Annotated in this window: 29 protein-coding genes and 1 other annotated feature; of the genes, 14 read left to right on the top strand and 15 right to left on the bottom strand. The window is 51.6% G+C overall.

What is annotated here, in order from left to right:
- Positions 1 to 190: 190 nt before the first annotated feature.
- The 3 genes from clpB to rluD form a co-directional block, all read right to left on the bottom strand.
- Positions 191 to 2,764, bottom strand: coding sequence for an ATP-dependent chaperone ClpB (clpB, locus tag AC3ITF_RS05765; RefSeq protein ID WP_115257744.1), 2,574 nt, complete (start codon positions 2,762 to 2,764; stop codon positions 191 to 193).
- 129 nt (positions 2,765 to 2,893) lie between these two features.
- Positions 2,894 to 3,625: a purine nucleoside phosphorylase YfiH gene (yfiH, locus tag AC3ITF_RS05760; protein ID WP_115257743.1), complete on the bottom strand. Its 732-nt coding sequence runs from the start codon at positions 3,623 to 3,625 to the stop codon at positions 2,894 to 2,896.
- A complete protein-coding gene (gene rluD / locus AC3ITF_RS05755; protein WP_096756108.1) occupies positions 3,622 to 4,602 on the bottom strand; it encodes a 23S rRNA pseudouridine(1911/1915/1917) synthase RluD in 981 nt (326 codons plus the stop codon). The genes yfiH and rluD overlap by 4 nt, the downstream gene beginning before the upstream one ends.
- A 131-nt stretch (positions 4,603 to 4,733) precedes the next feature.
- Between rluD and bamD the strand changes: the two genes are divergently transcribed.
- From bamD to pheA, 4 genes are all read left to right on the top strand, one after another.
- Positions 4,734 to 5,471: an outer membrane protein assembly factor BamD gene (bamD, locus tag AC3ITF_RS05750; RefSeq protein ID WP_096756107.1), complete on the top strand. Its 738-nt coding sequence runs from the start codon at positions 4,734 to 4,736 to the stop codon at positions 5,469 to 5,471.
- Between the two features lie 269 nt (positions 5,472 to 5,740).
- On the top strand, positions 5,741 to 6,079 hold the full coding sequence (gene raiA, locus AC3ITF_RS05745; RefSeq protein WP_096756105.1) for a ribosome-associated translation inhibitor RaiA: 339 nt from the start codon (positions 5,741 to 5,743) through the stop codon (positions 6,077 to 6,079).
- 103 nt (positions 6,080 to 6,182) lie between these two features.
- Positions 6,183 to 6,308 (top strand) — a sequence feature (Phe leader region).
- Positions 6,184 to 6,231, top strand: coding sequence for a pheA operon leader peptide PheL (pheL, locus tag AC3ITF_RS05740; RefSeq protein ID WP_101706155.1), 48 nt, complete (start codon positions 6,184 to 6,186; stop codon positions 6,229 to 6,231). Its footprint overlaps the feature before it by 48 nt.
- A gap of 22 nt (positions 6,309 to 6,330) precedes the next feature.
- Positions 6,331 to 7,491, top strand: coding sequence for a bifunctional chorismate mutase/prephenate dehydratase (gene pheA, locus AC3ITF_RS05735; RefSeq protein ID WP_096756104.1), 1,161 nt, complete (start codon positions 6,331 to 6,333; stop codon positions 7,489 to 7,491).
- 47 nt (positions 7,492 to 7,538) lie between these two features.
- Here pheA and tyrA read toward each other — a convergent pair whose 3' ends face one another.
- Positions 7,539 to 8,660: a bifunctional chorismate mutase/prephenate dehydrogenase gene (gene tyrA / locus AC3ITF_RS05730; protein ID WP_115257741.1), complete on the bottom strand. Its 1,122-nt coding sequence runs from the start codon at positions 8,658 to 8,660 to the stop codon at positions 7,539 to 7,541.
- A 10-nt stretch (positions 8,661 to 8,670) separates the two neighbouring features.
- Entirely contained in the window at positions 8,671 to 9,741 is a 1,071-nt protein-coding gene (aroF, locus tag AC3ITF_RS05725; protein WP_096756102.1) for a 3-deoxy-7-phosphoheptulonate synthase AroF, read from the bottom strand.
- Between the two features lie 215 nt (positions 9,742 to 9,956).
- On the opposite strand from aroF, the gene AC3ITF_RS05720 reads away from it, so the two are divergent.
- The 4 genes from AC3ITF_RS05720 (at position 9,957) to AC3ITF_RS05705 (ending at position 12,722) form a co-directional block, all read left to right on the top strand.
- Complete coding sequence (locus tag AC3ITF_RS05720) at positions 9,957 to 10,331, top strand: DUF2799 domain-containing protein (RefSeq protein ID WP_096756101.1); 375 nt, start codon at positions 9,957 to 9,959, stop codon at positions 10,329 to 10,331.
- Between the two features lie 158 nt (positions 10,332 to 10,489).
- Positions 10,490 to 11,008, top strand: a complete 519-nt coding sequence (gene yfiR, locus AC3ITF_RS05715) for a regulatory sequestration protein YfiR (RefSeq protein WP_096756100.1) — start codon at positions 10,490 to 10,492, stop codon at positions 11,006 to 11,008.
- Positions 11,001 to 12,227, top strand: a complete 1,227-nt coding sequence (gene dgcN, locus AC3ITF_RS05710) for a diguanylate cyclase DgcN/YfiN (protein WP_115257739.1) — start codon at positions 11,001 to 11,003, stop codon at positions 12,225 to 12,227. Before yfiR ends, dgcN begins: the two co-directional genes overlap by 8 nt.
- Positions 12,228 to 12,239: 12 nt before the next feature.
- Entirely contained in the window at positions 12,240 to 12,722 is a 483-nt protein-coding gene (locus AC3ITF_RS05705) for an OmpA family protein (RefSeq protein ID WP_096756098.1), read from the top strand.
- Between the two features lie 4 nt (positions 12,723 to 12,726).
- Here the strand turns inward: AC3ITF_RS05705 and AC3ITF_RS05700 are convergent, their stop codons facing one another.
- The 7 genes from AC3ITF_RS05700 to ffh all read right to left on the bottom strand — a co-directional run bounded on the left by AC3ITF_RS05700 (position 12,727) and on the right by ffh (position 18,325).
- Positions 12,727 to 14,088: a PepSY-associated TM helix domain-containing protein gene (locus AC3ITF_RS05700; RefSeq protein WP_489176216.1), complete on the bottom strand. Its 1,362-nt coding sequence runs from the start codon at positions 14,086 to 14,088 to the stop codon at positions 12,727 to 12,729.
- Positions 14,089 to 14,151: 63 nt separating this feature from the next.
- Positions 14,152 to 14,556, bottom strand: a complete 405-nt coding sequence (locus AC3ITF_RS05695) for a DUF2946 domain-containing protein (protein WP_226794659.1) — start codon at positions 14,554 to 14,556, stop codon at positions 14,152 to 14,154.
- 141 nt (positions 14,557 to 14,697) lie between these two features.
- Positions 14,698 to 15,045 carry a 50S ribosomal protein L19 gene (gene rplS / locus AC3ITF_RS05690; protein ID WP_002914145.1) on the bottom strand — a complete coding sequence of 116 codons (348 nt, stop codon included), beginning with the start codon at positions 15,043 to 15,045 and terminating at the stop codon, positions 14,698 to 14,700.
- A 39-nt stretch (positions 15,046 to 15,084) separates the two neighbouring features.
- Positions 15,085 to 15,852: a tRNA (guanosine(37)-N1)-methyltransferase TrmD gene (trmD, locus tag AC3ITF_RS05685; RefSeq protein WP_115257737.1), complete on the bottom strand. Its 768-nt coding sequence runs from the start codon at positions 15,850 to 15,852 to the stop codon at positions 15,085 to 15,087.
- Between the two features lie 44 nt (positions 15,853 to 15,896).
- On the bottom strand, positions 15,897 to 16,445 hold the full coding sequence (gene rimM / locus AC3ITF_RS05680; RefSeq protein WP_115257736.1) for a ribosome maturation factor RimM: 549 nt from the start codon (positions 16,443 to 16,445) through the stop codon (positions 15,897 to 15,899).
- Positions 16,446 to 16,463: 18 nt separating this feature from the next.
- On the bottom strand, positions 16,464 to 16,712 hold the full coding sequence (gene rpsP, locus AC3ITF_RS05675; RefSeq protein WP_003031228.1) for a 30S ribosomal protein S16: 249 nt from the start codon (positions 16,710 to 16,712) through the stop codon (positions 16,464 to 16,466).
- Between the two features lie 251 nt (positions 16,713 to 16,963).
- Complete coding sequence (ffh, locus tag AC3ITF_RS05670; protein ID WP_489176215.1) at positions 16,964 to 18,325, bottom strand: signal recognition particle protein; 1,362 nt, start codon at positions 18,323 to 18,325, stop codon at positions 16,964 to 16,966.
- 165 nt (positions 18,326 to 18,490) lie between these two features.
- Here ffh and AC3ITF_RS05665 point away from each other — a divergent pair, with 165 nt between their 5' ends.
- Positions 18,491 to 19,282, top strand: a complete 792-nt coding sequence (locus AC3ITF_RS05665; protein WP_096756093.1) for a cytochrome C assembly family protein — start codon at positions 18,491 to 18,493, stop codon at positions 19,280 to 19,282.
- Positions 19,283 to 19,300: 18 nt separating this feature from the next.
- Positions 19,301 to 20,593 carry an HlyC/CorC family transporter gene (locus tag AC3ITF_RS05660; RefSeq protein ID WP_489176214.1) on the top strand — a complete coding sequence of 431 codons (1,293 nt, stop codon included), beginning with the start codon at positions 19,301 to 19,303 and terminating at the stop codon, positions 20,591 to 20,593.
- A gap of 49 nt (positions 20,594 to 20,642) precedes the next feature.
- On the opposite strand, the gene grpE is transcribed toward AC3ITF_RS05660, so the two are convergent.
- Entirely contained in the window at positions 20,643 to 21,236 is a 594-nt protein-coding gene (gene grpE / locus AC3ITF_RS05655; RefSeq protein ID WP_096756092.1) for a nucleotide exchange factor GrpE, read from the bottom strand.
- Positions 21,237 to 21,357: 121 nt separating this feature from the next.
- Here grpE and nadK point away from each other — a divergent pair, with 121 nt between their 5' ends.
- The 3 genes from nadK to bamE all read left to right on the top strand — a co-directional run bounded on the left by nadK (position 21,358) and on the right by bamE (position 24,477).
- Positions 21,358 to 22,236: an NAD(+) kinase gene (gene nadK, locus AC3ITF_RS05650; RefSeq protein WP_096756091.1), complete on the top strand. Its 879-nt coding sequence runs from the start codon at positions 21,358 to 21,360 to the stop codon at positions 22,234 to 22,236.
- Positions 22,237 to 22,321: 85 nt separating this feature from the next.
- Positions 22,322 to 23,983, top strand: a complete 1,662-nt coding sequence (gene recN / locus AC3ITF_RS05645; protein ID WP_489176213.1) for a DNA repair protein RecN — start codon at positions 22,322 to 22,324, stop codon at positions 23,981 to 23,983.
- A 149-nt stretch (positions 23,984 to 24,132) separates the two neighbouring features.
- Positions 24,133 to 24,477, top strand: coding sequence for an outer membrane protein assembly factor BamE (gene bamE, locus AC3ITF_RS05640; protein ID WP_115257734.1), 345 nt, complete (start codon positions 24,133 to 24,135; stop codon positions 24,475 to 24,477).
- 53 nt (positions 24,478 to 24,530) lie between these two features.
- Here the strand turns inward: bamE and AC3ITF_RS05635 are convergent, their stop codons facing one another.
- Positions 24,531 to 24,809, bottom strand: a complete 279-nt coding sequence (locus AC3ITF_RS05635; RefSeq protein ID WP_217439082.1) for an RnfH family protein — start codon at positions 24,807 to 24,809, stop codon at positions 24,531 to 24,533.
- Position 24,810: 1 nt separating this feature from the next.
- Positions 24,811 to 25,254 (bottom strand): type II toxin-antitoxin system toxin RatA, encoded by a 444-nt coding sequence (ratA, locus tag AC3ITF_RS05630; protein WP_115257733.1) that lies wholly within the window; start codon positions 25,252 to 25,254, stop codon positions 24,811 to 24,813.
- Between the two features lie 154 nt (positions 25,255 to 25,408).
- On the opposite strand from ratA, the gene smpB reads away from it, so the two are divergent.
- A complete protein-coding gene (smpB, locus tag AC3ITF_RS05625; RefSeq protein ID WP_096759347.1) occupies positions 25,409 to 25,891 on the top strand; it encodes an SsrA-binding protein SmpB in 483 nt (160 codons plus the stop codon).
- Positions 25,892 to 26,084 lie beyond the last annotated feature (193 nt).

The following is a 26,084-nucleotide window of genomic DNA, read 5'->3' as shown; positions in this document are numbered from 1 at the left end:
GCGGCTTGTAATCCGTTGTTCCGTGTCAGTGGAGGCGCATTATAGGGAGTTATTTCAGGCTGACAAGAAGAAAATACAAAAAACTTATCAACCGATTACTTTTCCATCAAAACTAGTAATGGAAAGTTATTTTCGCCTGGTTTTTAAACAAAAACGAGCCCCGCAGGGCCCGTTTTTAGTATTTTGTGACTTACTGCACTGCCACAATGCGTTCGTCATTCACTTCCAGACGAATCGTTTTGCCAGGAACCAGCTCACCCGACAGGATTTGCTGGGCCAGCGGGTTTTCGATCTGTTGCTGGATAGCACGTTTCAATGGACGCGCCCCGTAGACAGGATCGTACCCATTCGCGCTCAGCAGTTTAAGCGCCTCGTCAGAGATGTGGATTTCATAGCCACGATCTTCCAGACGTTTGTACAGACGCTGCAGCTGGATCTGGGCAATAGACGCAATGTGTTGTTCACCCAACGGATGGAATACAACAACTTCATCTATACGGTTAATGAATTCCGGACGGAAGTTTTGGCTGACCACGCCCAGCACCATGTCTTTCATGTGTCCGTAGTCCAGGTCGCCAAAACGTTCCTGAATGAGATCGGACCCCAAGTTAGAAGTCATGATGACCACCGTATTACGGAAGTCGACCGTTCTCCCCTGCCCGTCAGTCAGTCGACCGTCATCCAGCACCTGCAACAGAATGTTGAACACATCCGGATGCGCCTTTTCTACTTCATCCAGCAGGATAACGGAATAAGGGCGACGACGCACCGCTTCTGTCAAGTAGCCGCCCTCTTCATAGCCAACGTATCCCGGGGGCGCACCGACCAGACGAGAGACAGAGTGTTTCTCCATAAACTCAGACATATCGATACGAACCATCGCGTCGTCGCTGTCGAACATAAAGTTAGCCAGCGCTTTACACAGTTCGGTTTTACCGACACCGGTTGGCCCAAGGAACAAGAACGAACCGATCGGACGATTCGGATCGGACAACCCTGCACGGCTACGGCGAATCGCGTTGGATACCGCTTCCACCGCTTCGTTCTGACCAATGACGCGGTTATGCAGATCCTGCTCCATACGCAGCAGTTTTTCACGCTCGCCTTCCAGCATGCGGGCAACAGGGATCCCCGTCCAACGCGCCAGTACTTCGGCGATTTCCGCATCCGTCACTTTATTACGCAACAGGCGCATGGTTTTGCCTTCAGACTGAGTGGCTGCTTCCAGCTGTTTTTCCAGCTCAGGAATTTTGCCGTACTGCAGCTCAGACATCCGCGCCAGGTCACCCACCCGACGAGCCTGTTCGATAGCGATTTTCGCCTGCTCCAGTTCAGCCTTAATCGTCTGCGTACCGGAGAGTGACGCTTTTTCCGCTTTCCACTCTTCTTCGAGCTCAGAATACTGACGCTCTTTGTCATCCAGCTCTTCATTAAGCATATCGAGGCGCTTTTTACTCGCCTCGTCAGACTCTTTCATTAACGCCTGCTGTTCCAGTTTGAGCTGGATGATTCGGCGATCGAGTCGGTCCAGTTCTTCCGGCTTGGAGTCAATCTGCATACGAATGCTGGACGCCGCTTCATCGATAAGATCGATGGCTTTGTCCGGTAACTGACGGTCAGCAATGTAACGATGAGATAGCGTCGCTGCCGCGACAATTGCCGGGTCAGTGATCTGCACGTGGTGGTGCAGCTCATAGCGTTCTTTCAACCCACGCAAAATGGCGATGGTGTCTTCCACGCTCGGCTCGGCAACAAACACTTTCTGGAAACGACGTTCCAGTGCCGCATCTTTTTCGATGTACTGGCGGTACTCATCAAGTGTTGTAGCCCCTACACAGTGCAGTTCGCCACGAGCCAGTGCCGGTTTCAACATGTTCCCGGCATCCATGGCACCATCGGCTTTACCTGCGCCAACCATAGTATGCAGCTCATCGATAAACAGAATGACATTGCCTTCCTGTTTCGACAGATCGTTCAGCACACCTTTTAAACGTTCTTCAAATTCACCGCGATATTTCGCCCCGGCCACCAGCGCGCCCATATCCAGCGCCAGTACACGGCGGCCTTTTAAACCCTCCGGCACTTCGCCATTAATGATGCGCTGCGCAAGCCCTTCAACAATGGCCGTTTTACCGACACCAGGCTCACCAATTAATACCGGATTGTTTTTAGTACGGCGTTGCAGCACCTGAATGGTGCGACGAATTTCTTCATCACGACCGATAACCGGATCGAGCTTACCCTGCTCGGCACGTTCCGTCAGGTCGACGGTGTATTTTTTCAAGGCCTGACGTTGGTCTTCAGCCCCCTGGTCGTTCACGCTTTCACCTCCACGCATCTGTTCAATTGCCTGAGTGATATTAGCGGTCGTCGCCCCCGCTGATTTTAATAAATCGGTCAGCGTACCGCGTGACTCAAGCGCCGCCAGAACGAACAGTTCCGACGAAATAAAATTGTCCCCACGTTTTTGCGCCAGCTTGTCGCAAAGATTCAGTACACGCACCAGCTCCTGAGAAGGCTGCACATCACCGCCGGTGCCTTCTACCTGCGGCAAGCGGCTCAATGCCTGATCAATGGCTGTGCGTAACTGGCCGGCGTTTATGCCAGCAGACGTTAACAAAGGACGGACCGATCCCCCTTCCTGATTAAGCAGGGCGCTCATTAGATGAAGTGGTTCGATAAACTGGTTGTCGTGCCCCAGTGCGAGTGACTGGGCATCGGCGAGTGCAAGCTGGAATTTATTAGTAAGACGATCCAGACGCATAACTCCTCCCATAACAGGTCAAAATTGCTACTGGAGATTAAATGAGGTCATCCCTCAATTATTCAAGGTGAATGACCTGAATTATGTGAAAAGAAAATTACGCGTACCGGATCGTCTTGATTCTTTAGGTTATATCAGCCAAATAAAACTTGCCATACGACCGGTGGTTTTGTCGCGACGATAAGAGAAGAAAGTCTCACTTTCGCTGAACGTACAGCGGTCACCGCCGTAGAGGTTCTCAACCCCAACATGTGCCAGACGCTGGCGAGCAAGCTGATAAATATCTGCCAGGTACTTTTCACCACGTGGCACAAATGCGCTGTCTGCTTGTGGATCTTTGACCATAAACGCGTCACGCACTTCAGGCCCCACTTCAAATGCACGGGGACCAATTGCCGGGCCTAACCAGGCAATAATGTTTTCGGGTTTATCAGCAAAACACGCAACGGTCTCTTCAAGCACGCCTGCACATAACCCGCGCCAGCCCGCATGAGCCGCCGCGACTTCCGTGCCAGCACGATTACAAAATAACACGGGCAAACAGTCTGCCGTCATCACTGCACACACGGTGCCCGGCGTATTGCTGTAGGACGCATCCGCACGCTTAGAAGAATAAGGCTCGCCGGTAAGTTTCAGAACCTCTTTACCGTGCACCTGTTCGAGCCAGACCGGTTTTGAAGGCAGATTGCCCGCAGCAAAGAGTCGTTTGCGGTTCTCTTCAACATGTTCCAGGTTATCGCCGCAATGGGCCCCCAGATTCAGCGAATCGTACGGCGGCAAACTGACGCCACCAATACGGGTAGAACTACAGGCCGCGACGCCTTGCGGCAGCGGCCACTGCGGGACAATTAGCTTACTCATAGCCAGGCCACATCATCCTTATGCTCTTCGAAATCGGCACGCATCACGGCAATCAGATCAACCATATCTTGCGGAATTGGCGCATGCCATTCCATTTCGATACCTGTGATTGGGTGATACAAGCGCAGCATGGTGGCATGCAGCGCCTGGCGGTCGAACTTACGCAGCGTAGAAATAAATTCATCCGACGCGCCTTTCGGTGGACGTGGACGGCCGCCGTAGACCTGGTCGCCCACCAGCGGATGGGTAATATGCGCCATGTGCACACGGATCTGGTGCGTACGTCCGGTTTCCAGACGCAGCCTAAGGCGCGTGTGTACACGGAAGTGCTCCATAATGCGGTAATGCGTCACCGCAGGTTTCCCCATAGGATGCACGGACATATGCGTACGTTTGGTGGGATGACGGCTGATAGGCTCTTCTACAGTGCCACCGGCTGTCATATGACCAATCGCTACGGCTTCGTACTCACGCGTAATTTCACGCAGCTGTAGCGACTCGACCAAACGCGTTTGCGCCGGAACCGTTTTTGCTACCACCATTAATCCGGTGGTGTCTTTATCCAGACGGTGCACGATACCTGCACGAGGAACATCCGCAATCGGCGGGTAGTAATGCAGTAACGCATTCAATACCGTGCCATCAGGATTACCGGCGCCCGGATGTACCACGAAATCACGTGGTTTGTTGATGACCAGAATATCGTCATCTTCATAGACGATATCTAGCGGGATATCTTGCGCTTCAAAACGAATTTCTTCGTCAATTTCAGCATTGATGGAGACACGTTCTCCACCCAAAACTTTTTCTTTCGGTTTATCGCAAAGATTCCCGTTTACCAGCACGCGCTGATCGAGGATCCATTCTTTTATGCGAGAACGCGAATAATCAGGGAACAATTCGGCCAAAGCCTGATCTAAGCGTTGACCGAGCTGATTATCGGAGACTGTTGCGGTGAGTTCTACTCGTTGTGCCATAAACTGCTTCTTCGTTTAACGTTGGGTTTTACGGCTTTGCCGTTTAATATAGTGTGCTATTGTAGCTGGTCTTAACCGGGAGCAGGAACAGAGAATCTCCCGTAAAACATTTTGAGGAAAGTCAAAACGTCATGACGCGCATGAAATACCTGGTGGCAGCAGCCACGTTGAGCCTGTTTTTGGCGGGTTGCTCTGGTTCAAAGGAAGAGGTGCCCGATAACCCACCAAATGAAATCTACGCGACTGCTCAGCAAAAGCTGCAGGACGGTAACTGGAAACAGGCAATAACGCAATTGGAAGCGTTGGATAATCGCTATCCATTTGGACCTTATTCTCAGCAGGTGCAATTAGATCTCATCTACGCCTACTACAAAAATGCCGATCTGCCGCTCGCTCAGGCCGCCATCGATCGTTTTATCCGTCTGAACCCGACACACCCTAACATTGATTATGTCATGTATATGCGTGGCCTGACCAATATGGCGTTGGATGATAGCGCACTGCAAGGATTCTTTGGTGTTGATCGCAGCGATCGCGATCCACAGCACGCCCGAGCTGCGTTTAATGACTTTTCCAAACTGGTACGTGGCTACCCGAATAGCCAGTACACAACGGACGCCACCAAGCGCCTGGTATTCCTGAAAGATCGCCTGGCGAAATATGAGTATTCCGTTGCTGAGTACTACACCGCACGCGGCGCGTGGGTTGCTGTGGTGAACCGCGTAGAAGGTATGCTGCGTGACTTCCCGGATACCCAGGCAACACGTGATGCTTTACCGCTGATGGAAAACGCCTATCGCCAGATGCAGATGACTGCACAGGCCGAAAAAGTGGCGAAAATTATTGCCGCCAACAGCAGTAATACCTGATTCCTCGCTGAATGCAAAACGGCAGCCCTCGGGCTGCCGTTTTTTTATCCGTTTACGCCGTAACTGAAGCGGTTTAGCTGCAACGCATCCTATCAAATATGGCCTGCTTTCAGGTATTCCTCAAGTAAAAGATCGCCTGTTCCTGCGGTGCCTCACAAAAAGGTTTTCTTGACAAAAAGCGACAAAATAATGTGATTTAGATCACACATTTTGACATTAGGAAAGGTATGCTGGAATCACCAAGACGGGAAAGACAAGAGGTAAAATTTATGACAATGAACATTACCAGTAAACAAATGGAAATTACTCCGGCAATTCGCCAGCATGTCGCAGACCGTCTCGCCAAACTTGAAAAATGGCAAACTCATCTGATTAATCCACATATCATTCTGTCCAAGGAGCCACAGGGTTTCACTGCTGACGCCACCATCAATACACCGAACGGACATTTGGTTGCCAGCGCTAAGCACGAAGATATGTACACCGCTATTAACGATTTGATCAACAAGCTGGAACGGCAGCTCAATAAAGTGCAGCACAAAGGCGAAGCCCGTCGTGCAACAACTTCAGTAAAAGACGCCAACTTCGTCGAAGCAGAAGAAGAGTAGTCCCTTACATTGAGTGTATCGCCAACGCGCCTTCGGGCGCGTTTTTTGTTGACAGGGTGAAAACAGTACAGGTACTTTAACTGACGTAGCCAAAGGAAATTGACATGAAACTTATTCCGTTCTTCTTCGCATTCTTTTTTACCTTCCCCTGAATGGGAGGCGTTTCGTCGTGTGATAAATAATGCGAAGACGAACAATAAGGCCTCCCACAACGGGGGGCCTTTTTTATTGATAATAAAAAAGGCAACACTATGACATCGGAAAACCCATTACTGGCGCTGCGCGATAAGATAAGCTCGCTGGATGAAAAATTACTGGCCCTGCTGGCTGAGCGTCGTGGTCTGGCCGTCGAAGTCGGTAAAGCAAAACTGCTTTCTCATCGTCCGGTGCGCGATATTGACCGCGAGCGCGATCTGCTGGACCGACTGATCCAGTTGGGTAAAGTGCATCACCTCGATGCCCACTACATCACACGCCTGTTCCAGCTCATTATTGAAGATTCCGTTCTCACCCAGCAGGCGCTCCTGCAGCAGCATCTGAATAAAATCAATCCGCACTCCGCCCGCGTCGCGTTTCTGGGGCCAAAAGGCTCGTATTCGCACCTCGCTGCGCGTCAGTATGCCGCTCGCCATTTTGAGCAATTTATTGAAAGCGGTTGCGCCAAGTTTGCCGATATCTTTAATCAGGTCGAAACCGGACAGGCGGACTACGCGGTCGTGCCTATTGAGAACACCAGCTCTGGCGCGATCAACGATGTTTACGACTTGCTGCAGCACACCAGCCTCTCCATCGTCGGCGAGATGACCATTATTATCGACCACTGCGTGCTGGTTTCCGGTACTACGGACCTGAATAGCATCGAAACCGTGTACAGCCATCCGCAACCGTTCCAGCAATGCAGCAAATTCCTCAATCGTTATCCGCACTGGAAGATCGAATATACCGAAAGCACCTCGGCAGCAATGGAAAAGGTTGCCCAGGCGAACTCACCGCACGTGGCAGCCTTGGGCAGCGAAGCCGGTGGCGTGCTGCACGGTCTGCAGGTACTTGAACATATTGAAGCGAATCAGACGCAAAACATTACCCGTTTTGTCGTGCTAGCACGCAAGGCTATTAATGTTTCCGACCAGGTTCCGGCGAAAACCACGCTGTTGATAGCGACAGGGCAACAGGCGGGTGCGCTGGTTGAAGCGCTGCTGGTGCTACGCAACCATAATCTGATTATGACCAAGCTGGAATCGCGCCCGATTCACGGTAATCCGTGGGAAGAGATGTTTTATCTCGATATCCAGGCCAACCTGGAATCGCCGGAAATGCAAAAAGCATTGAAGGAGTTGGGTGAAATTACGCGTTCGATGAAGGTACTGGGATGTTACCCAAGTGAGAACGTGGTGCCGGTCGATCCGAGCTAACGTAAGACAATACCGGATGGCGTATGCATCGCCATCCGGTATCGACGCTACTGGCGGCTATCGTTGGCCTGACGCAGTAGCGTACGGCTTTCGCTCTGGAAGCGTTTGGCATAATCGCCAAACCAGTGCTCAACCTTACGGAAGCTGTCGATAAACGCCTGCTTATCGCCCTGCTCCAGTAAACCAATCGCTTCACCAAAACGCTGATAATACCGTTTGATCAACGCGAGATTACTTTCTGACGACATAATAATGTCGGCATACAACTGCGGATCCTGGGCAAACAGGCGTCCGACCATGGCCAGCTCAAGACGGTATATCGGCGAAGAGAGCGCCAGTAACTGTTCAAGTTGGACATTCTCTTCTGCTAAGTGCAACCCGTAAGCAAAAGTCGCGAAGTGACGTAATGCCTGGATAAACGCCATGTTCTGATCGTGCTCGACGGCACTGATCCGATGCAGCCGCGCCCCCCAGACCTGAATCTGTTCCAGGAACCATTGATAGGCTTCCGGCTGGCGTCCATCGCACCAGACAACCACCTGCTTTGCCAAACTGCCGCTATCCGGACCAAACATCGGATGCAATCCAACTACCGGGCCATCGTGCGCCGCCAGCATCGCCTGTAATGGGCCGTTTTTCACCGAGGCCAGATCGACCAGGATACAGTCAGCAGGCAAGCGCGGTAATTTCGCGATCACCTGCTCGGTAACGTGAATCGGCACGCTAACGATCACCATTCCGGCATCCGCCACGATCTCCTCGGCACGATCCCAGTCCTGCTGTTCAAGAATACGCACCTGATAACCTGACAGCGTAAGCATCTTCTCGAATAGCCGTCCCATCTGACCGCCACCGCCGACAATCACCACCGGGCGTAACGTTGGACAGAGCGTTTTAAATCCTTTGTCATTCTCGCTAGAGTACGACTCACGCATTACCCGACGTAATACATCTTCAATCAGATCAGGCGGTACGCCGAGCGCTTCCGCCTCTGCACGGCGAGAAGCCAGCATAGACGCCTCCCGCTCAGGCACGTAAATCGGTAACCCAAAGCGGCTTTTTACTTCGCCAACCTCGGCAACCAGTTCAAGACGGCGCGCCAGCAAATCCAGCAACGCCTTATCCACTTCATCAATTTGATCGCGTAATGCGGTCAATTCAGCCACCATAACCCACCTCTTAAGCCAGGCGCGTCGCCAGCTGGCCGTTCAAGTCTTTATTAATTTCACGCAACAACGCATCCGTCATTTCCCAGCTAATGCAGGCATCTGTTACGGACACGCCGTATTTCATTGCACTGCGCGGCTGCTCGGAAGACTGGTTGCCTTCGTGAATATTGCTTTCAATCATCAGGCCGATGATTGAACGGTTGCCATCTTTAATTTGTGCAACCACTGACTCTGCCACGGCAGGCTGGCGACGGTAATCTTTGTTGGAGTTACCATGACTGCAATCTACCATCAGTGACGGTCGCAGTCCCGCCTGCTCCATTTCTTTTTCGCACTGAGCGACATCTGCCGGACTGTAATTCGGTGCTTTACCGCCGCGCAGGATCACATGACCGTCCGGATTACCCTGCGTTTGCAGCAGTGCCACCTGTCCTGCCTGGTTAATACCCACAAAGCGGTGAGACTGAGCTGCTGCGCGCATAGCGTTAATCGCTGTCGCCAGGCTGCCGTCAGTGCCATTTTTAAAACCAACCGGCATCGACAGACCCGACGCCATTTCACGGTGAGTCTGCGATTCAGTCGTACGCGCACCGATAGCGGACCAGCTAAATAGATCGCCCAGGTACTGCGGGCTGTTGGGATCCAATGCTTCTGTCGCCAGCGGCAGCCCCATATTCACCAGTTCAAGCAACAGCTGACGCGCAATTTTCAGACCTGCTTCAACATCAAAAGAGCCATCCATATGAGGATCGTTAATTAACCCTTTCCAGCCGACGGTGGTACGGGGTTTTTCAAAATAGACACGCATCACCAGATAGAGGCTATCGCTGACCTCTGCGGCAAGGGTTTTAAATCGACGGGCATATTCCAGCGCCATTTCAGGATCATGAATAGAGCAAGGACCACACACTACCAGCAAACGCGGATCGCGACCGGCGATGATGTCAGAAATGGTTTTGCGCGACTGCGCAATTTGCGCCTCTTGCGCCAGACTCAACGGGAATTGCATTTTAAGTTGTTCCGGAGTCATCAGAACCTGTTCATCAGTAATGTGTACGTTGTTCAGCGCGTCTTTTTGCATGGTGGTGATCCTGTTTAGCTCGTTTGCGATAGTTGTTCCTCAGCGAGGAGGTAATTACGATAACACAACGGGTAAAGATTTCAATCCACGTTACGTAAATTTTTATTTACATCCAGTATAAACAGGCCTAACAGGTGCGGAATGTCGTAAATTTAAATTTACACACGCCATTTAAGAGATCCGCTATGCTTTAAAAAAACCAGGGAGTATCAGCAATGAAGCGACTTATCAACACGGTACTGGTGTTACTGCTAAGCGGATGTCAGATAGATCCCTATACCCATGCCCCCACCTGGACCGGCACCGACTGGTACGATGCCGGGATCCAGGATGCTATTTCAGGGTATGTCATTAAAGATAATGAAACTCTTGCCGACAACTACAATGACCCCGAAATCGATCGTACGGAATATCTTAAGGGTTACGCTGAAGGACAACGTAAAACCTGCCAGCAGGATTTTGTTTACGCCAGGGGACTGGCCGGGAAAACCTTCCCTCCAAGCTGTGATACCGTTGAAAATGTCGACCAATTACACAGTGCCTGGCAAAAAGGTTCAAATGAAGGCGCAGCCTCTATAAGATTAAATTAAACAAGAAGTTATATCCGATAAATCAATAAGATTTAACTTAAATCGATAATGTTATTCATCCAGATATAATGACGCTCTGGTAAAATAATGTTACTTTGTTGCGAACAATCGTGAGTGTATTTCGACGTATTACGGCTAACGCTGGTAGGTACCTTTTCATGAGCTTTTCTTATCGACTCATACTTCTACTGGCACTGCTATTGTCCGGATTACCGCTGTATGCCCAAAACGCTACGGAAGAGGCGAAATCCGTACGCGCCATGGTTTCCGGCATCGTCAGCTATACGCGCTGGCCAGCGCTTTCCGGTCCGCCCAAACTGTGTATCTTCTCTTCATCACGTTTTACCAGTGTGCTGCAGGATACCCATGCCGGAGCGTTACCCTATCTTCCCGTCATCGTTCATACGCAACAAGACAGTGTCGTAGCTCAGTGTGACGGTTTTTATTTTGGCACTGAATCCCCGACATTTCAGGTGGAATTAAAGAGTCAATTTCCAACTAAGGCATTGTTATTAATTGCCGAACAGAATACCGAATGCGTTATTGGTAGCGCTTTTTGCCTCATCATAAATAATGAAGAAGTGAGGTTTTCGGTAAATATGGATTCCCTGTCACGTAGTGGTGTAAGGGTCAGTCCAGACGTATTGATGCTTGCACGGAATAATAAGGATGGATAAGGGTATTTCTCCCATAACACGCCCAACGTTCAAACGGACACTACGGCGTATCAGCATCGTCAGCGTTTTGGTCACTATGACGCTGATCTGGCTGCTGCTGAGCATTTCTTCCGTGCTGGCACTCAAACAATATGCGCAAAAAAACCTCGATCTGACCGCCGCGACCATGACCCGATCGCTTGAAGCCTCGCTGGTGTTTTCTGATAGCGTTGCAGCAAACGAAACGTTGGCTGCGCTAGGGCAACAGGGGCAATTCTCCGTTGCCGAAGTACGCAATAAAAATCAAAAGGTGATCGCCACCTGGCGCTATGACGCCCAGGATACAACAGAAAAGATTAGCGGTCTGATCAGTCACTGGCTATTCCCACAGCCGGTGACAAAGCCTATTTTGCACAATGGCAACGTCATTGGGGAAGTGCGCCTGACAGCCCGCGACAGCGTCATTAGCCATTTCATCTATCTGTCACTGGCTGTGCTTACCGGATGCATTTTACTGGCCTCCGGTATTGCATTAATGCTCACCCGCTATTTGCACAATGGCGTTGTTGAAGCGCTGCAAAATATTACCGAGGTGGTGCACGACGTTCGCACCAACCGCAACTTCTCACGCCGCGTGTCTGAAGAACGCATTGAAGAGTTTCATCTGTTTGCCCAGGACTTTAATAGTCTGCTGGATGAGATGGAAGAGTGGCAACTGCGCCTGCAAGCCAAAAATGCTCAGTTGTTGCGCACCGCGCTGCACGATCCCCTGACCGGACTTGCTAATCGCGCCGCATTTCGTAGCAGCATTAACGCGTTGATGAACGACGAATCCGCTCACAGCAGCTCGGCGTTGTTATTCCTTGATGGCGATAATTTTAAATTTATTAATGATACCTGGGGGCATGCAGCAGGAGACCGGGTATTGATTGAAGTTGCTAAAAGGCTGGCCGAGTTTGGTGGCAATCACCATCAACCGTACCGGCTCGGAGGTGATGAGTTTGCGATGGTGCTATACAGCGTGCATTCGGAAAATGAAGTTCAGCGTATCTGCGCGGCACTATCGCAAGAGTTTAACCGTCCATTTGACCTTCACAATGGTCATCTGGCAAGCATGACGCTAAGCATTGGGTTTGCGCTGACGTGGGAACATGCCTCTGCCGAGAAATTACAAGAACTCGCCGATCACAATATGTATCAGGCTAAACATTTGCGTTCTGAACGCATTATTAAAAAATAAGGAATTACACACATGCTGAAACGTCTATTATCGCCATTTATTCTTATCATACTGATTCTGGCTGGCTGTCAGGCCCCTCAGGGTAAATTCACCCCTGAGCAAGTTGCAGCCATGAAATCATACGGCTTTACCGAAGCATCTGGCGACTGGTCGCTGGGTCTGTCTGATACCATTTTGTTTGATAAAAATGACTATAAGCTGCGTCCTGAAAGTGAAAAACAGATCCAGGAAATGGCAGCTAAACTGGCGGCTACCGGCCTGAATCATGCGCGTCTGGATGGTCACACCGATAACTACGGCGAAGACAGCTATAACGAAGCACTGTCGCTTAAGCGAGCTAACGTCGTGGCAGATGCCTGGGCTCAGGGTGCCAACATCCCACGCACCAATCTGACAACTCAGGGATTAGGCAAAAAATACCCGATTGCCAGTAACCAGAGCTCAAAAGGCCGTGCCGAAAACCGCCGCGTTGCGGTCGTCATCAGCACGCCTTAATGTCTTACTCGGCTGACTGCGCCAACAGATTTTGCGACATTTTGTACCAGCGCAGCCAGTCAATCATCATAAACAGCAGCAGGCTTACGCCCGCTACCGGCATCGCCATCCCCAGCACGCCAGCCACTACCAGCACCGCACATCGCCCCTTCCCGTTGAGCATCAGCCAACACTGCACCAGCGTTTGTGCCGGATTCACCGCCGGTCCAGCGGGTCGGCGTATCCACCACAGCCGATAGCCCAACACGATCATCAGGCACAGGCCTGCACCAAAGACGATCAGCAGCCCCTGATTGAGTACGCCAAACAGAATCCCCATATGGAAATCAACGCCCCAACGCGTCAATTTCGCCATCAGTGGGAAATCGACAAAGCGCGTCTGGTCAATAATCCGCATCGTGGTTGTATCAACAGACACCGCATCCACCTGGGTTGGCCAGCGGCGGTCAATCTCGGTGACAGTCCAACCATGCTGCGCATCTTTCGCCGGGCGGATCTCCAGCTTCCTGGCATCAATCCCCGCCGTCTGCGCCGTGCGTAATACCGCATCAAAAAGCCCGCCGTCAACCACGCTTGCCGATGGCATTACCATGCCAGCGTGATGTCCGGCATGCTCATCATGAATTTGCTGGACGCCATCGAGCTGTGTATTTACCTGCGGCGTCAGCCAGCCAAAGGCTGCCCGCATGCTATCCACATTGCCCCCTGCCCATTGCGACCAGGTTAAACCGGTTGCGGAAAAAAGTAACATCCCGCCTAGCAGAATCCAGCCCAGCGTAACGTGCAGACGACGGTTTTTTTGCAGTCGATTATTCAGACGACGCCTGGGTCGAGTGAAAAACCAAAGCACAATACCGCCCAGAGCCGCTACCCACATCCAGGACGCCGCCAGTTCGCTATAAAGCCGCCCAATATCCCCCAACAGCAAGGAACGGTGCGCATAGTCGATCCACTGGCGCAGAGGTAAGATCCCGCTGGTGCCATAGACAGTCATATCGCCAGTTACCGTAAGCGCCACCGGGTCGATAAAAATCGCCCGATGTTCAGACGGGGCCAGTACAGGGTCTGCAAACATGACCCGGGTCGTCTCTCCTAGCTCAAGCGCAGGGCGTACTGCATACACCGGCAAATGATTGCCGACGACCTGCTGCGCGAGCGCAATTTGAGCAGCCAGCGATTGTGGTTCTCCCTGTTCGGTTCCCTGTAGCGCCTCAGAGTAAAGCGCCTCTTCCAGTTGCGGTGTGGCAACGTAGAGCGTACCGGTCAGTGCCGCGACAAAAATAAAGGGACCCACGAACAGGCCGATAGAGAAATGAAGGCGTCGCAGCAGGGTTACCCATGCCGCACGCGGGGTGCAGGTGGTCATACTTTTCCTTAGAAAAAGCCAAAGAGCGTCATCACGCTAACGCGTACAGACGTATTTTTAGGATCAGGAAAAAGCAGACCGGTACGGTGGTGCACGGGTATTGGGATACAGCCAGGGGAAGTAGAGCCAGAACGTCAGCGTAGGATGTAGTGGCGTTTTTTTCTGTAGCCGCAGCACGCCGCACAACAGAATAACCAGAGTCAGTATCAGCCCAGGGACGTGCGCCAGCAGCACACAGTAGCCGCATGCTTCGCCGTGATCGACGGGCATCGTCATCGAGGCGCCGTCACCATGTTGTTCAGCATGTTCCACCATCATGCCCATATCATGATGCATACCCGGCATCGCATTCATAGGATCGTGTTGCAAAGAAACAGAGATAAGCGGCGCGATGACGATCAGCAGGATCGCAAACAACGCGAACCATGCCGCGCAGCGCTGATGACCAAACCGGAAAATTGCACCAATAACCACTGCCCCTCCAATAACGACAGGGCATTGTAAATGATTTATGAATTAATAGTTAATGATGTGAGTCTTATGGCGATAAAAAAAGGGGCCAGCCTTATTGGCCAGCCCCTTCTGACAGGATGTCGCCTGAGCGATATCTTAGTTAAGACGCTCTTTGATACGAGCAGACTTACCAGTGCGCTCACGCAGGTAGTACAGTTTAGCTTTACGAACAGCACCACGACGTTTAACAGCAATGCTGTCAACTACCGGAGAGTGAGTCTGGAAGACACGCTCAACGCCTTCGCCGTTGGAGATTTTACGAACAGTGAATGCAGAGTGCAGACCGCGGTTACGAATAGCGATAACCACGCCCTCGAATGCCTGCAGACGTTTTTTGGAACCTTCAACAACCCATACTTTCACTTCCACGGTATCACCCGGACGGAAGGAAGGTACGTCCTGCTTCATCTGTTCTTGTTCAAGTTGCTTAATAATGTTGCTCATAATTTAATCTCTTATCCTGGGTAAACTGATATTGGGGGCTTACGCCTGCCCATCATGTTTATGTTGCTGTTGTGCGTGTTCCTTTTTGAACTCCGCCAGCAACCTTGCTTGCTCTTCAGTCAGAGCCAGGTTTTCCAGAAGTTCAGGTCTTCTAAGCCAGGTACGGCCCAGCGACTGCTTCAAACGCCAGCGACGTATCTCAGCGTGGTTCCCCGACAGCAAAACTGCCGGTACTTCCATCTGCTCTAACACTTCAGGTCGGGTATAGTGCGGGCAGTCCAGCAACCCATCGGCAAAGGAATCCTCCGTTGCCGATGCTTCATGACCCAGTACCCCCGGAATAAACCGGGAGACGGAATCAATCAGCGTCATCGCTGCTAATTCTCCACCGCTGAGAACGTAATCGCCGATTGACCATTCTTCATCAATTTCGGTTTGAATTACGCGCTCATCTACGCCTTCATAGCGACCACACACCAGAATCAGCTTTTGATTCGTTGCCAGTTCGCTCACGCCCGCTTGATCAAGCTTGCGTCCCTGAGGTGACAGATAAATCACCTTCGCGCCTTCACCTGCCGCGTCTTTTGCTGCATGAATGGCATCCCGTAAAGGTTGCACCATCATTAACATCCCCGGTCCGCCGCCGTAAGGACGATCGTCCACGGTACGGTGCCGGTCATGAGCAAAGTCACGAGGACTCCAGCTCTGGATGTTCAGCAGGCCATTTTTTACTGCCCGGCCAGTTACCCCGTAATCGGTAATTGCGCGGAACATTTCTGGAAACAGGCTAACGATACCTATAAACACAAGCCAATCCCCATCACGCCGACTTTTACCGTTTATCCGGTGGTTTAAAAACCAGGATCCCAATCTACTTCGATAGTACGAGTAGCGAGATCGACTTTCTTGATAACCTGCCCATCGAGGAACGGTACTAAACGTTCCTTGATACCAAACGCATCTTTCAGGTTTGCCTTGATGACGATGACGTCATTCGATCCGGTTTCCATCATATCGACGACTTTACCGAGTTCGTAGCCTTCAGTGGTCACTACCTGGCAACCCATAAGGTCTTTCCAGTAGTAAGTGCCATCATCCAGCGCTGGCAACTGCGAGGAATCTACGACAATTTCACAATTCGTCAGTACATTCGCCGCATCCCGATCCTCAATACCTTTCAGCTTGATGATCAGATCCTGATTGTGGTGCTTCCAGCTTTCCAGCTGTACTTGCTGCCACTGACCCGCCTTCTGGATAAACCAGGGCTGATAGTCAAAAATGCTTTCGGCGTCTTCAGTGGAAGAAAACACTCTGAGCCAACCACGGATACCGTAAGGAGACCCCATTTTCCCCAGAACTATGGGTTCTACGGGCGCCTGTGCGGCGAGTTGCTTGCTCATCATGACCACCGTGACAGATTAAGCTGCTTTGTTTGCTGCTTTGATCAGCGTAGCTACGCGATCAGAAATAGTCGCGCCCTGGCCAACCCAGTGAGCGATGCGATCCAGATCCAGGCGGGTGCCTTCTTCTTTTTCGCTAGCGATTGGGTTAAAGAAGCCAACGCGCTCGATGAAGCGACCGTTGCGTGCATTACGGCTGTCAGTAACAACAACCTGGTAGAACGGACGCTTTTTAGCGCCGTGACGTGCTAAACGAATAGTAACCATAACATCCTCTTGTGTGAATAAAACACCGGGCCCCATCGAGGGAAGGGACCCGGTGTCATATTAAAAGCCCGAAAATTTTACTGATTTCTGAGAAAAAAGCAATCAACATGTGATGAAGCTTGATACCAGGGCGTTACCGTTGCAGCCAGTTTGGCGTCGGCGTGCGCGCAGAAAGCGGAGCGTACACGCAGTACGTGAGCATTTCGAGCACACTCCGGCGTCAAAATCGCAAATAAGGTAGCCCGATATATTTATCTACCAGGGAATCCTGGCGGCATCATGCCCTTCATATTGCGCATCATCTTGGCCATCCCGCCCTTCTTCATTTTCTTCATCATGCGCTGCATGTCGTCGAACTGTTTCAGAAGGCGGTTAACGTCCTGTACCTGCATACCGCAGCCCTGAGCGATACGGCGCTTACGCGAACCTTTGATGATTTCCGGCTTGGCACGTTCTTTTAACGTCATCGAATTGATGATCGCTTCCATACGCACCAGCACTTTGTCATCCATCTGCGATTTCACGTTGTCAGGGATCTGACCCATGCCCGGCAGCTTGCCCATCAGGCTTGCCATGCCGCCCATGTTTTTCATCTGATTAAGCTGTTCTAAGAAGTCGTTCAGGTCAAAACCATCGCCCTTCTTCAGCTTGGTCGCCAGCTTCTCAGCCTGCGCGCGGTCAACCTTGCTTTCGATATCTTCGATCAGCGACAGTACGTCGCCCATGCCGAGGATACGCGAAGCAATCCTGTCCGGATGGAATGGCTCCAGCGCTTCGGTTTTCTCGCCAACACCGAGGAACTTAATCGGCTTACCAGTGATATGACGAATAGAGAGTGCGGCACCGCCGCGGGCGTCACCGTCGACTTTCGTCAACACGACACCGGTTAACGGCAGCGCTTCGTTGAAGGCTTTTGCGGTATTCGCGGCATCCTGACCGGTCATGGCATCGACAACAAACAGCGTTTCTACCGGATTGATAGACGCGTGGACCTGTTTGATTTCGTCCATCATCGCTTCGTCAACGTGCAGACGACCGGCGGTATCCACCAGCAGCACGTCGTAGAATTTCAGCTTCGCTTCTTTCAGCGCAGCGTTAACGATATCGACCGGCTTTTGGCCGACGTCAGACGGGAAGAAGTCGACTTCAACCTGCTCAGCCAGCGTTTCCAGCTGTTTGATCGCCGCCGGACGATAAACGTCGGCAGAGACGACCAGCACTTTCTTCTTGTACTTCTCGCGCAGGAACTTACCCAGTTTCGCCACGCTGGTCGTTTTACCGGCACCCTGCAGACCCGCCATCAGCACCACGGCCGGTGGCTGAGCGGCCAGATTCAGGGTCTGGTTCTCTTCGCCCATCGCCGCAACCAGTTCGCTGCGAACGATTTTGACGAATTCCTGACCCGGGGTCAGGCTTTTGTTAACTTCATGACCAACCGCTTTCTCTTTTACGCGATTGATAAACTCACGCACTACCGGCAGCGCAACGTCAGCTTCCAGCAGCGCCATGCGCACTTCGCGCAGCGTTTCTTTAACGTTGTCTTCAGTAAGGCGTCCACGGCCACTGATATTGCGCAGCGTGCGCGACAAACGATCGGTTAAATTATCAAACATTGTCTCTCGCCTGGGGTGGAAACGGTCGGTCGCTTGCACGACACATCAACAGAATTTTGTCGCAGTATAACATGAAGCCGCCTTTGTTGTTATGCAACGGTTGGAGCAGCGGTCACGTAACGCTATACTGCTTTTCTTTATCACTGGTCAACTGTCGACACCTATATGCCCGTTTTTGCTTTGTTCGCCCTTGTCGCCTATTCCGTCAGCCTTGCGCTGATCGTTCCCGCTCTGCTGCAAAAAAACAGCGGCTGGCGGCGTATGGCTATCCTTTCTGCGGTTATCGCGCTGGTGTGCCACGCTTTTGCCCTGGAAGCACGTATTTTGCCCGGTGGCGAGAATGGACAAAACCTGAGCCTGCTGAACGTCGGTTCTCTGGTTAGCCTGATGATCTGTACGGTAATGACCATTGTGGCCTCACGCAATCGCGGCTGGCTGCTGCTGCCGATCGTGTATGCGTTTGCATTAATCAATCTGGCCTGCGCCACGTTTATGCCCAACGAGTACATCACCCACCTTGAAGCCACACCGGGCATGATGATCCACATCGGGCTCTCGCTCTTGTCCTATGCCACGCTGATCATTGCCGCCCTGTACGCACTGCAGCTGGCGTGGATCGATTATCAGCTGAAAAACAAAAAACTGGCGTTCAACAATGAAATGCCGCCGCTGATGAGCATTGAACGCAAAATGTTTCACATCACTCAGATAGGCGTGGTTCTGCTGACGCTGACCCTGTGCACTGGCCTGTTTTACATGCACAACCTGTTCAGTACCGAAAATATTGATAAAGCCGTGCTCTCTATCGTGGCATGGTTTGTCTACATCGTTCTGCTATGGGGACATTACCATGAGGGCTGGCGCGGACGTCGTGTCGTCTGGTTTAACGTCGCAGGTGCAGGTATTCTGACGCTGGCCTATTTCGGTAGTCGCATACTGCAACAGCTTGTGAGTTAAGTCTTTAAGGAACCCTACGTGGAACACATCTCCACCACCACGCTCATTGTTACGCTTCTCATCATGGTGGTTATTTCAGCCTATTTTTCCGGTTCCGAAACCGGAATGATGACCCTGAACCGCTACCGCCTGCGCCACCGGGCCAAGCAGGGGAATCGTCAGGCAAAGCGCGTTGAAAAACTCCTGCGCAAACCGGACCGCCTGATAAGCCTGGTGCTTATCGGCAATAACCTGGTCAACATTCTCGCCTCCGCGCTTGGCACCATCGTCGGTATGCGTCTGTATGGCGATGCGGGTGTGGCGATTGCCACCGGGGTGCTGACCTTTGTGGTGCTGGTTTTTGCTGAAGTACTGCCAAAAACCATCGCCGCGCTGTATCCCGAAAAAGTCGCCTATCCCAGCAGTTTCTTACTGGCACCACTCCAAATTCTGATGATGCCGCTGGTGTGGTTACTGAACACCATTACCCGTCTGCTGATGCGTATGATGGGCATCAAAACGGATATCGTGATAAGCAGTTCCCTGAGTAAAGACGAACTGCGAACGCTGGTGAATGAATCGCGCTCGCAAATCTCGCGCCGTAATCAGGATATGCTGCTGTCGGTGTTGGATCTGGAAAAAATCAGCGTCGACGACATCATGGTGCCGCGAAACGAAATCATCGGGATTGATATCAACGACGACTGGAAATCAATCGTGCGTCAACTGTCGCACTCCCCGCACGGCCGCATTGTGCTTTACCGCGACTCGCTGGACGATACCATTAGTATGCTGCGCGTACGCGAAGCCTGGCGCCTGATGGCAGAGAAAAAAGAATTCACCAAAGAGACCATGCTGCGCGCCGCTGATGAGATCTATTACGTCCCGGAAGGCACGCCGCTCAGCACCCAGCTAATCAAATTTCAGCGCAACAAAAAGAAAGTTGGCCTGGTGGTTAACGAATATGGCGACGTTCAGGGCCTGGTGACGGTCGAAGATATCCTGGAAGAGATTGTCGGCGACTTCACCACCTCCATGTCACCTACGCTTGCCGAGGAAGTCACCCCGCAAAATGACGGTTCAGTGATAATTGACGGCAGCGCCAACGTGCGCGAAATCAACAAAGCCTTTAACTGGCACCTGCCGGAAGACGATGCACGAACCGTAAACGGGATTATTCTTGAAGCGCTGGAAGAGATCCCGGTGGCCGGTACGCGGGTGCGCATTGGCCAGTACAATATCGATATTCTCGACGTACAGGATAATATGATTAAACAGGTGCAGGTCTTGCCGGTAAAACCGCTGCGGGAGAGCGTGGCGGACCAGGGATGATAATATCGCGGCGGGTAACGCATCTGCATTACCCGCCGCGACAGGCTGATTAGCCCTTGGCTTTCGCCACAGACACCATCGCCGCGCGGATGGTACGTCCGTTCAGGGTATAACCTTTCTGCATCACCATCAGTACGTTACCGGCCGCAACGTCGTCAGACTCAACCATGGCAATCGCCTGATGCACGTTCGGGTCCATCGGCACATCGATATCCGCAACCACCTGCACGCCAAACTTCGCCACCACATCCAGCATCGATTTACGGGTCAGTTCGATACCCTCGATCATCGCCGACATGGCATCGTTGTCTTTGTCCGCTACTTCCAGCGCACGGTCCAGGCTATCGAGCACCGGCAGCAGTTCGTTAACGAATTTTTCCAGCGCGAACTTATGCGCCTTTTCTACGTCCAGTTCGGTACGACGACGCAGGTTTTCCATTTCAGCTTTCATGCGCAACACGCTGTCACGCTCGCGCGTTTCGGCTTCAGTAAGCTGAGCTTCCAGATTCGCAATTTTTTCATCGCGCGGATCCACCTGCTCAGCAGAAGCGTCTGGTTCAACCGCCTCAACTTCTTCGTGCTGATCCATGATAATTTCTTCCGGGGCTTGCCCCTCAGGCGTTTTCTGTTCTTTACTACTCATGAATTTCTCCGCGTTTTTTCGCATTCATCTCGCTAACTTGGCTTATTATGGGGATAAGATTCAGGGATTCAAGGGAAGTACTCACATTGTCACTCATCTTCGCTACAAGGACCTCGAGAAAATGAATAAACATTTCAAGTGTATTGGCATTGTGGGGCATCCACGCCACCCCACTGCACTGACCACACATGAAATGCTTTACCGCTGGCTGTGCACCAAAGGGTATCAGGTTATCGTGGAGCAACAAATCGCCCGCGAACTGCAGCTGAAAAATGTGCAAACCGGCACGCTGGCAGAAATTGGTCAGCAGGCGGACCTCGCGGTAGTGGTGGGCGGAGATGGCAACATGCTCGGTGCTGCGCGCACTCTGGCACGCTATGACATTAAGGTTATCGGGATCAACCGTGGCAACCTGGGCTTTCTCACCGACCTTGACCCGGACAATGCCCATCAGCAGTTAGCCGATGTGCTGGAAGGCCATTACATCAGTGAAAAGCGCTTTTTACTTGAAGCTCAGGTGTGCCAGCAAGATTGCCAGAAGCGTATCAGTACCGCGATCAATGAAGTGGTGCTGCACCCGGGTAAAGTCGCGCACATGATTGAATTTGAAGTCTATATTGATGAGGTCTTTGCATTTTCCCAGCGTTCAGACGGACTGATTATTTCCACGCCAACCGGTTCTACCGCCTACTCGCTCTCTGCCGGCGGCCCAATCCTGACGCCTTCTCTGGATGCCATTACGCTGGTACCAATGTTCCCGCACACGCTCTCAGCGCGACCGCTGGTGATCAACAGTAGCAGCACCATTCGCCTGCGCTTCTCACACCGCCGTAGCGATCTCGAAATTAGCTGCGACAGCCAGATTGCCCTGCCTATACAGGAAGGTGAAGACGTGTTGATTCGCCGCTGTGATTATCATTTAAACCTGATTCACCCTAAAGACTACAGCTATTTCAATACATTAAGCACCAAGCTCGGCTGGTCAAAAAAATTATTTTAATTTACCCCCAGCCTCTTTACTGTATAAAAAACCAGTTTATACTGTATGTAATTACAGTTATGGTTTTTCATACAGGAAAACAGCTATGTTGGCACAACTGACCATCAGCAATTTTGCTATCGTTCGTGAACTTGAGATCGATTTTCAGAACGGAATGACCGTCATCACCGGTGAGACCGGGGCGGGTAAGTCCATTGCCATTGATGCCCTCGGTTTGTGCCTTGGCGGACGTGCCGATGCCGACATGGTGCGCGCTGGCGCTACGCGTGCCGATCTGTGTGCCCGCTTCTCCCTGAAGGACACGCCAGCGGCGCTGCAATGGCTCGAAGAAAACCAGCTTGAAGAAGGCCGTGAATGCTTGCTACGCCGCGTTATCAGTAGCGATGGGCGTTCCCGTGGCTTTATCAACGGCACCGCGGTACCACTGTCGCAGCTTCGCGAGCTCGGCCAGTTGTTAATTCAAATCCACGGCCAGCACGCGCATCAACTGCTGACGAAATCTGAACACCAAAAATCCCTGCTGGACGGCTATGCCAATGAGGCATCTCTTATTCAGGAAATGGCGACGCGCTATCAACTGTGGCATCAGAGCTGCCGCGACCTGGCACATCATCAGCAGCAAAGCCAGGAACGCGCTGCCCGGGCAGAGCTGTTGCAGTATCAGTTGAAAGAGCTAAACGAATTTAGCCCGCAGGCGGGTGAGTTTGAGCAGATCGATGAAGAGTACAAGCGCCTGGCTAACAGCGGGCAGTTGCTAACCACCAGCCAACAGGCGCTGGCTATCATGGCAGATGGCGAAGACGCTAATCTGCAAAGCCAGCTGTACACGGCAAAGCAGTTGGTCAGCGAACTGGCGGGTATGGACAATAAGCTTTCCGGTATTCTGGACATGCTTGAAGAGGCAACCATTCAACTCAGCGAAGCCAGCGACGAGCTGCGCCACTATTGTGACCGGCTGGATCTGGACCCTAACCGGTTATTCGAGCTTGAGCAGCGCATCGCAAAACAAATCTCTCTGGCGCGTAAACACCATGTCGCACCTGAAGCGCTCCCGCAGTTCTATCAGTCCCTGCTGGACGAACAGCAGCAACTTGACGATCAGGCAGATTCACTCGAAACCCTCACTCTGGCGGTGAACACTCATCACAAGCTGGCACTGGAAACAGCAAAGACGCTGCACCACCAGCGCCAACACTATGCTCAGGAGTTAGGGCAGCTCATTACAGAGAGCATGCACGCACTTTCTATGCCGCACGGACTCTTTTGCATTGAGGTGAAGTTTGATGAACACCATCTGAGTGTAGACGGTGCCGATCGCATTGAATTTAAGGTCACCACCAACCCAGGCCAGCCGTTACAGCCTATAGCAAAAGTCGCATCTGGGGGGGAACTGTCGCGTATCGCACTGGCTATTCAGGTGATCACCGCACGTAAAATGGAAACCCCGGCGCTGATTTTCGATGAGGTTGACGTCGGTATTAGCGGTCCAACAGCCGCGGTCGTCGGCAAACTACTGCGCCAGCTCGGTGAATCCACGCAGGTTATGTGCGTCACGCATCTGCCGCAGGTTGCCGGTTGCGGACATCAACACTTCTACGTCAGCAAAGAAACCGACGGCGCGATGACAGAAACACATATGCAACCACTGGATAAACGCGCGCGCCTGCAGGAGCTCGCCCGCTTACTTGGCGGTAGCGAAGTGACGCGCAATACCCTCGCAAATGCAAAAGAACTGCTGGCAGCATAAACTTTTTTCTCTTGTAACGGTCTGAGTTCAACATAAAATCGCCGTCCGACCCGACAGCAAAAGGTTTTAAAGTGGTGAAAGGTCTATTATCATCGGCATATTACATATGAGCCGCGTACTGCTCGGGCCCGAAAAGGAATCAAATCACTATGCGCTGTAAAACGCTGACTGCTGCTGCAGCAGTACTACTGATGTTGACCGCAGGCTGTTCCACTCTGGAGCGAGTGGTTTACCGTCCTGACATCAACCAGGGAAACTATCTGACCGCTAACGATGTGTCCAAAGTTCGTGTCGGTATGACGCAACAGCAGGTTGCTTATGCTCTGGGTACACCGATGATGTCCGATCCTTTTGGCACCAACACCTGGTTCTATGTGTTCCGTCAGCAACCAGGACACGAAGGCGTAACGCAGCAAACGCTGACGCTGACCTTTAACAGCAATGGCGTGTTGACCAATATTGATAACAAGCCCGCATTGACCGGTAATCAATAAGTAGGTCTTCAGATAGCAAAAAAGGTGCTCGCTGAGCACCTTTTTATTGCCTGCTATTTGTTGGCAGACTTCTCCGCCCGCTTCCTGCGCAACTCTTTTGGATCGGCAATCAATGGCCGGTAAATTTCTACCCGATCCCCATCATGCACAGCATCAGCAAGTTTTACCGGGCGGCTGTAGATCCCCACTTTGTTTTTGCTGAGGTCGATATCAGGGCGCAATTCCAGTAATCCAGACGCGCGAATGGCCTCTTCAACCGTCGCGCCCTCTTGCAGCGTCACGCGCTGTAAATATTGCTTTTCGGGTAGCGCGTACGCGACTTCGACGACCATTTTAGCTGACACTGACACTGTAAACCTCTTTCGCACGCACCGTGAAGGCTTGCACCATGTTCGACGCCAGCTCTTTAAAGATACGGCCAAACGCCAGCTCAATGAGCTTGTTAGTGAACTCAAAATCAAGCTGAAACTCAATACGGCACGCTTCATGACTGAGCGGCGTAAACTTCCACCCGCCAATGAGTTTTTTGAAGGGGCCATCGACCAGATGCATCAGAATGCTCTGGTTATTAGTCAACTGGTTGCGCGTGGTGAACGTTTTGCTGATCCCTGCTTTAGACACATCCACCGCTGCCGTCATCTGTCCAGGAGTCGACTCCAGTACGCGGCTTCCGGTGCAACCCGGTAAAAACTGGGGATAGGATTTCACATCATTCACTAGCTGATACATCTGTTCCGCACTGTAAGGTACTAAAGCGGTCCGGCTAATCTGAGGCATAACAATTTCCATCTATATCAATCGAGCAAATAATACCATTTATCATCCGCTAAAAAAAACGCTATAGCCCAACTCGTGCTAAGATAGCGCCTTGCGCCCCGCTGGATGAAATGGGGTGTTTTTCGATTCCAGATTACCTATACTGAGCGGCATTATGACGAAGAAAAAAGCACACAAACCTGGCTCAGCCACAATCGCGCTTAACAAGCGCGCACGACACGAATACTTTATTGAAGAAGAGTTCGAAGCTGGACTCGCTCTGCAAGGCTGGGAAGTCAAATCCCTGCGCGCGGGTAAAGCCAACATCAGCGACAGCTATGTCATTCTTAAAGACGGTGAAGCTTACCTGTTTGGCGCCAACTTTATCCCGATGGCAGTGGCCTCAACGCACGTGGTCTGCGATCCCACTCGTACCCGTAAACTGCTGTTAAACCAGCGCGAGCTCGATTCGCTGTACGGCCGAATGAACCGCGAAGGTTACACCGTCGTGGCGCTGTCTCTGTACTGGAAAAACGCCTGGTGCAAAGTGAAAATTGGCGTCGCTAAAGGTAAGAAACAGCACGATAAACGTTCCGATGTGAAAGAGCGTGAGTGGCAGGTGGATAAAGCACGTATTATGAAAAATGCTGGCAGATAACACCTTTGTTTTGTGACCAGTCTCTCATTATGGGACTGGTCCTTATTATTTAGTTATTGAATCCCCCTCAATATATTCATCACACTTATAGTTTAATACTGCTGAATCGTTCAAATATCAAGTAAATCACCGTGTTATTTCATGATGTCTGTAGTCCAATAAAAATAAAACTTCAAGATTTACCTCCATCTAT

It is taken from the genome of Citrobacter sp. KH_055_1 (assembly GCF_057838705.1).
The sequence above is the reverse complement of the archived record's forward strand: the minus strand, read 5'-3'. Positions and strand labels throughout refer to the sequence as shown.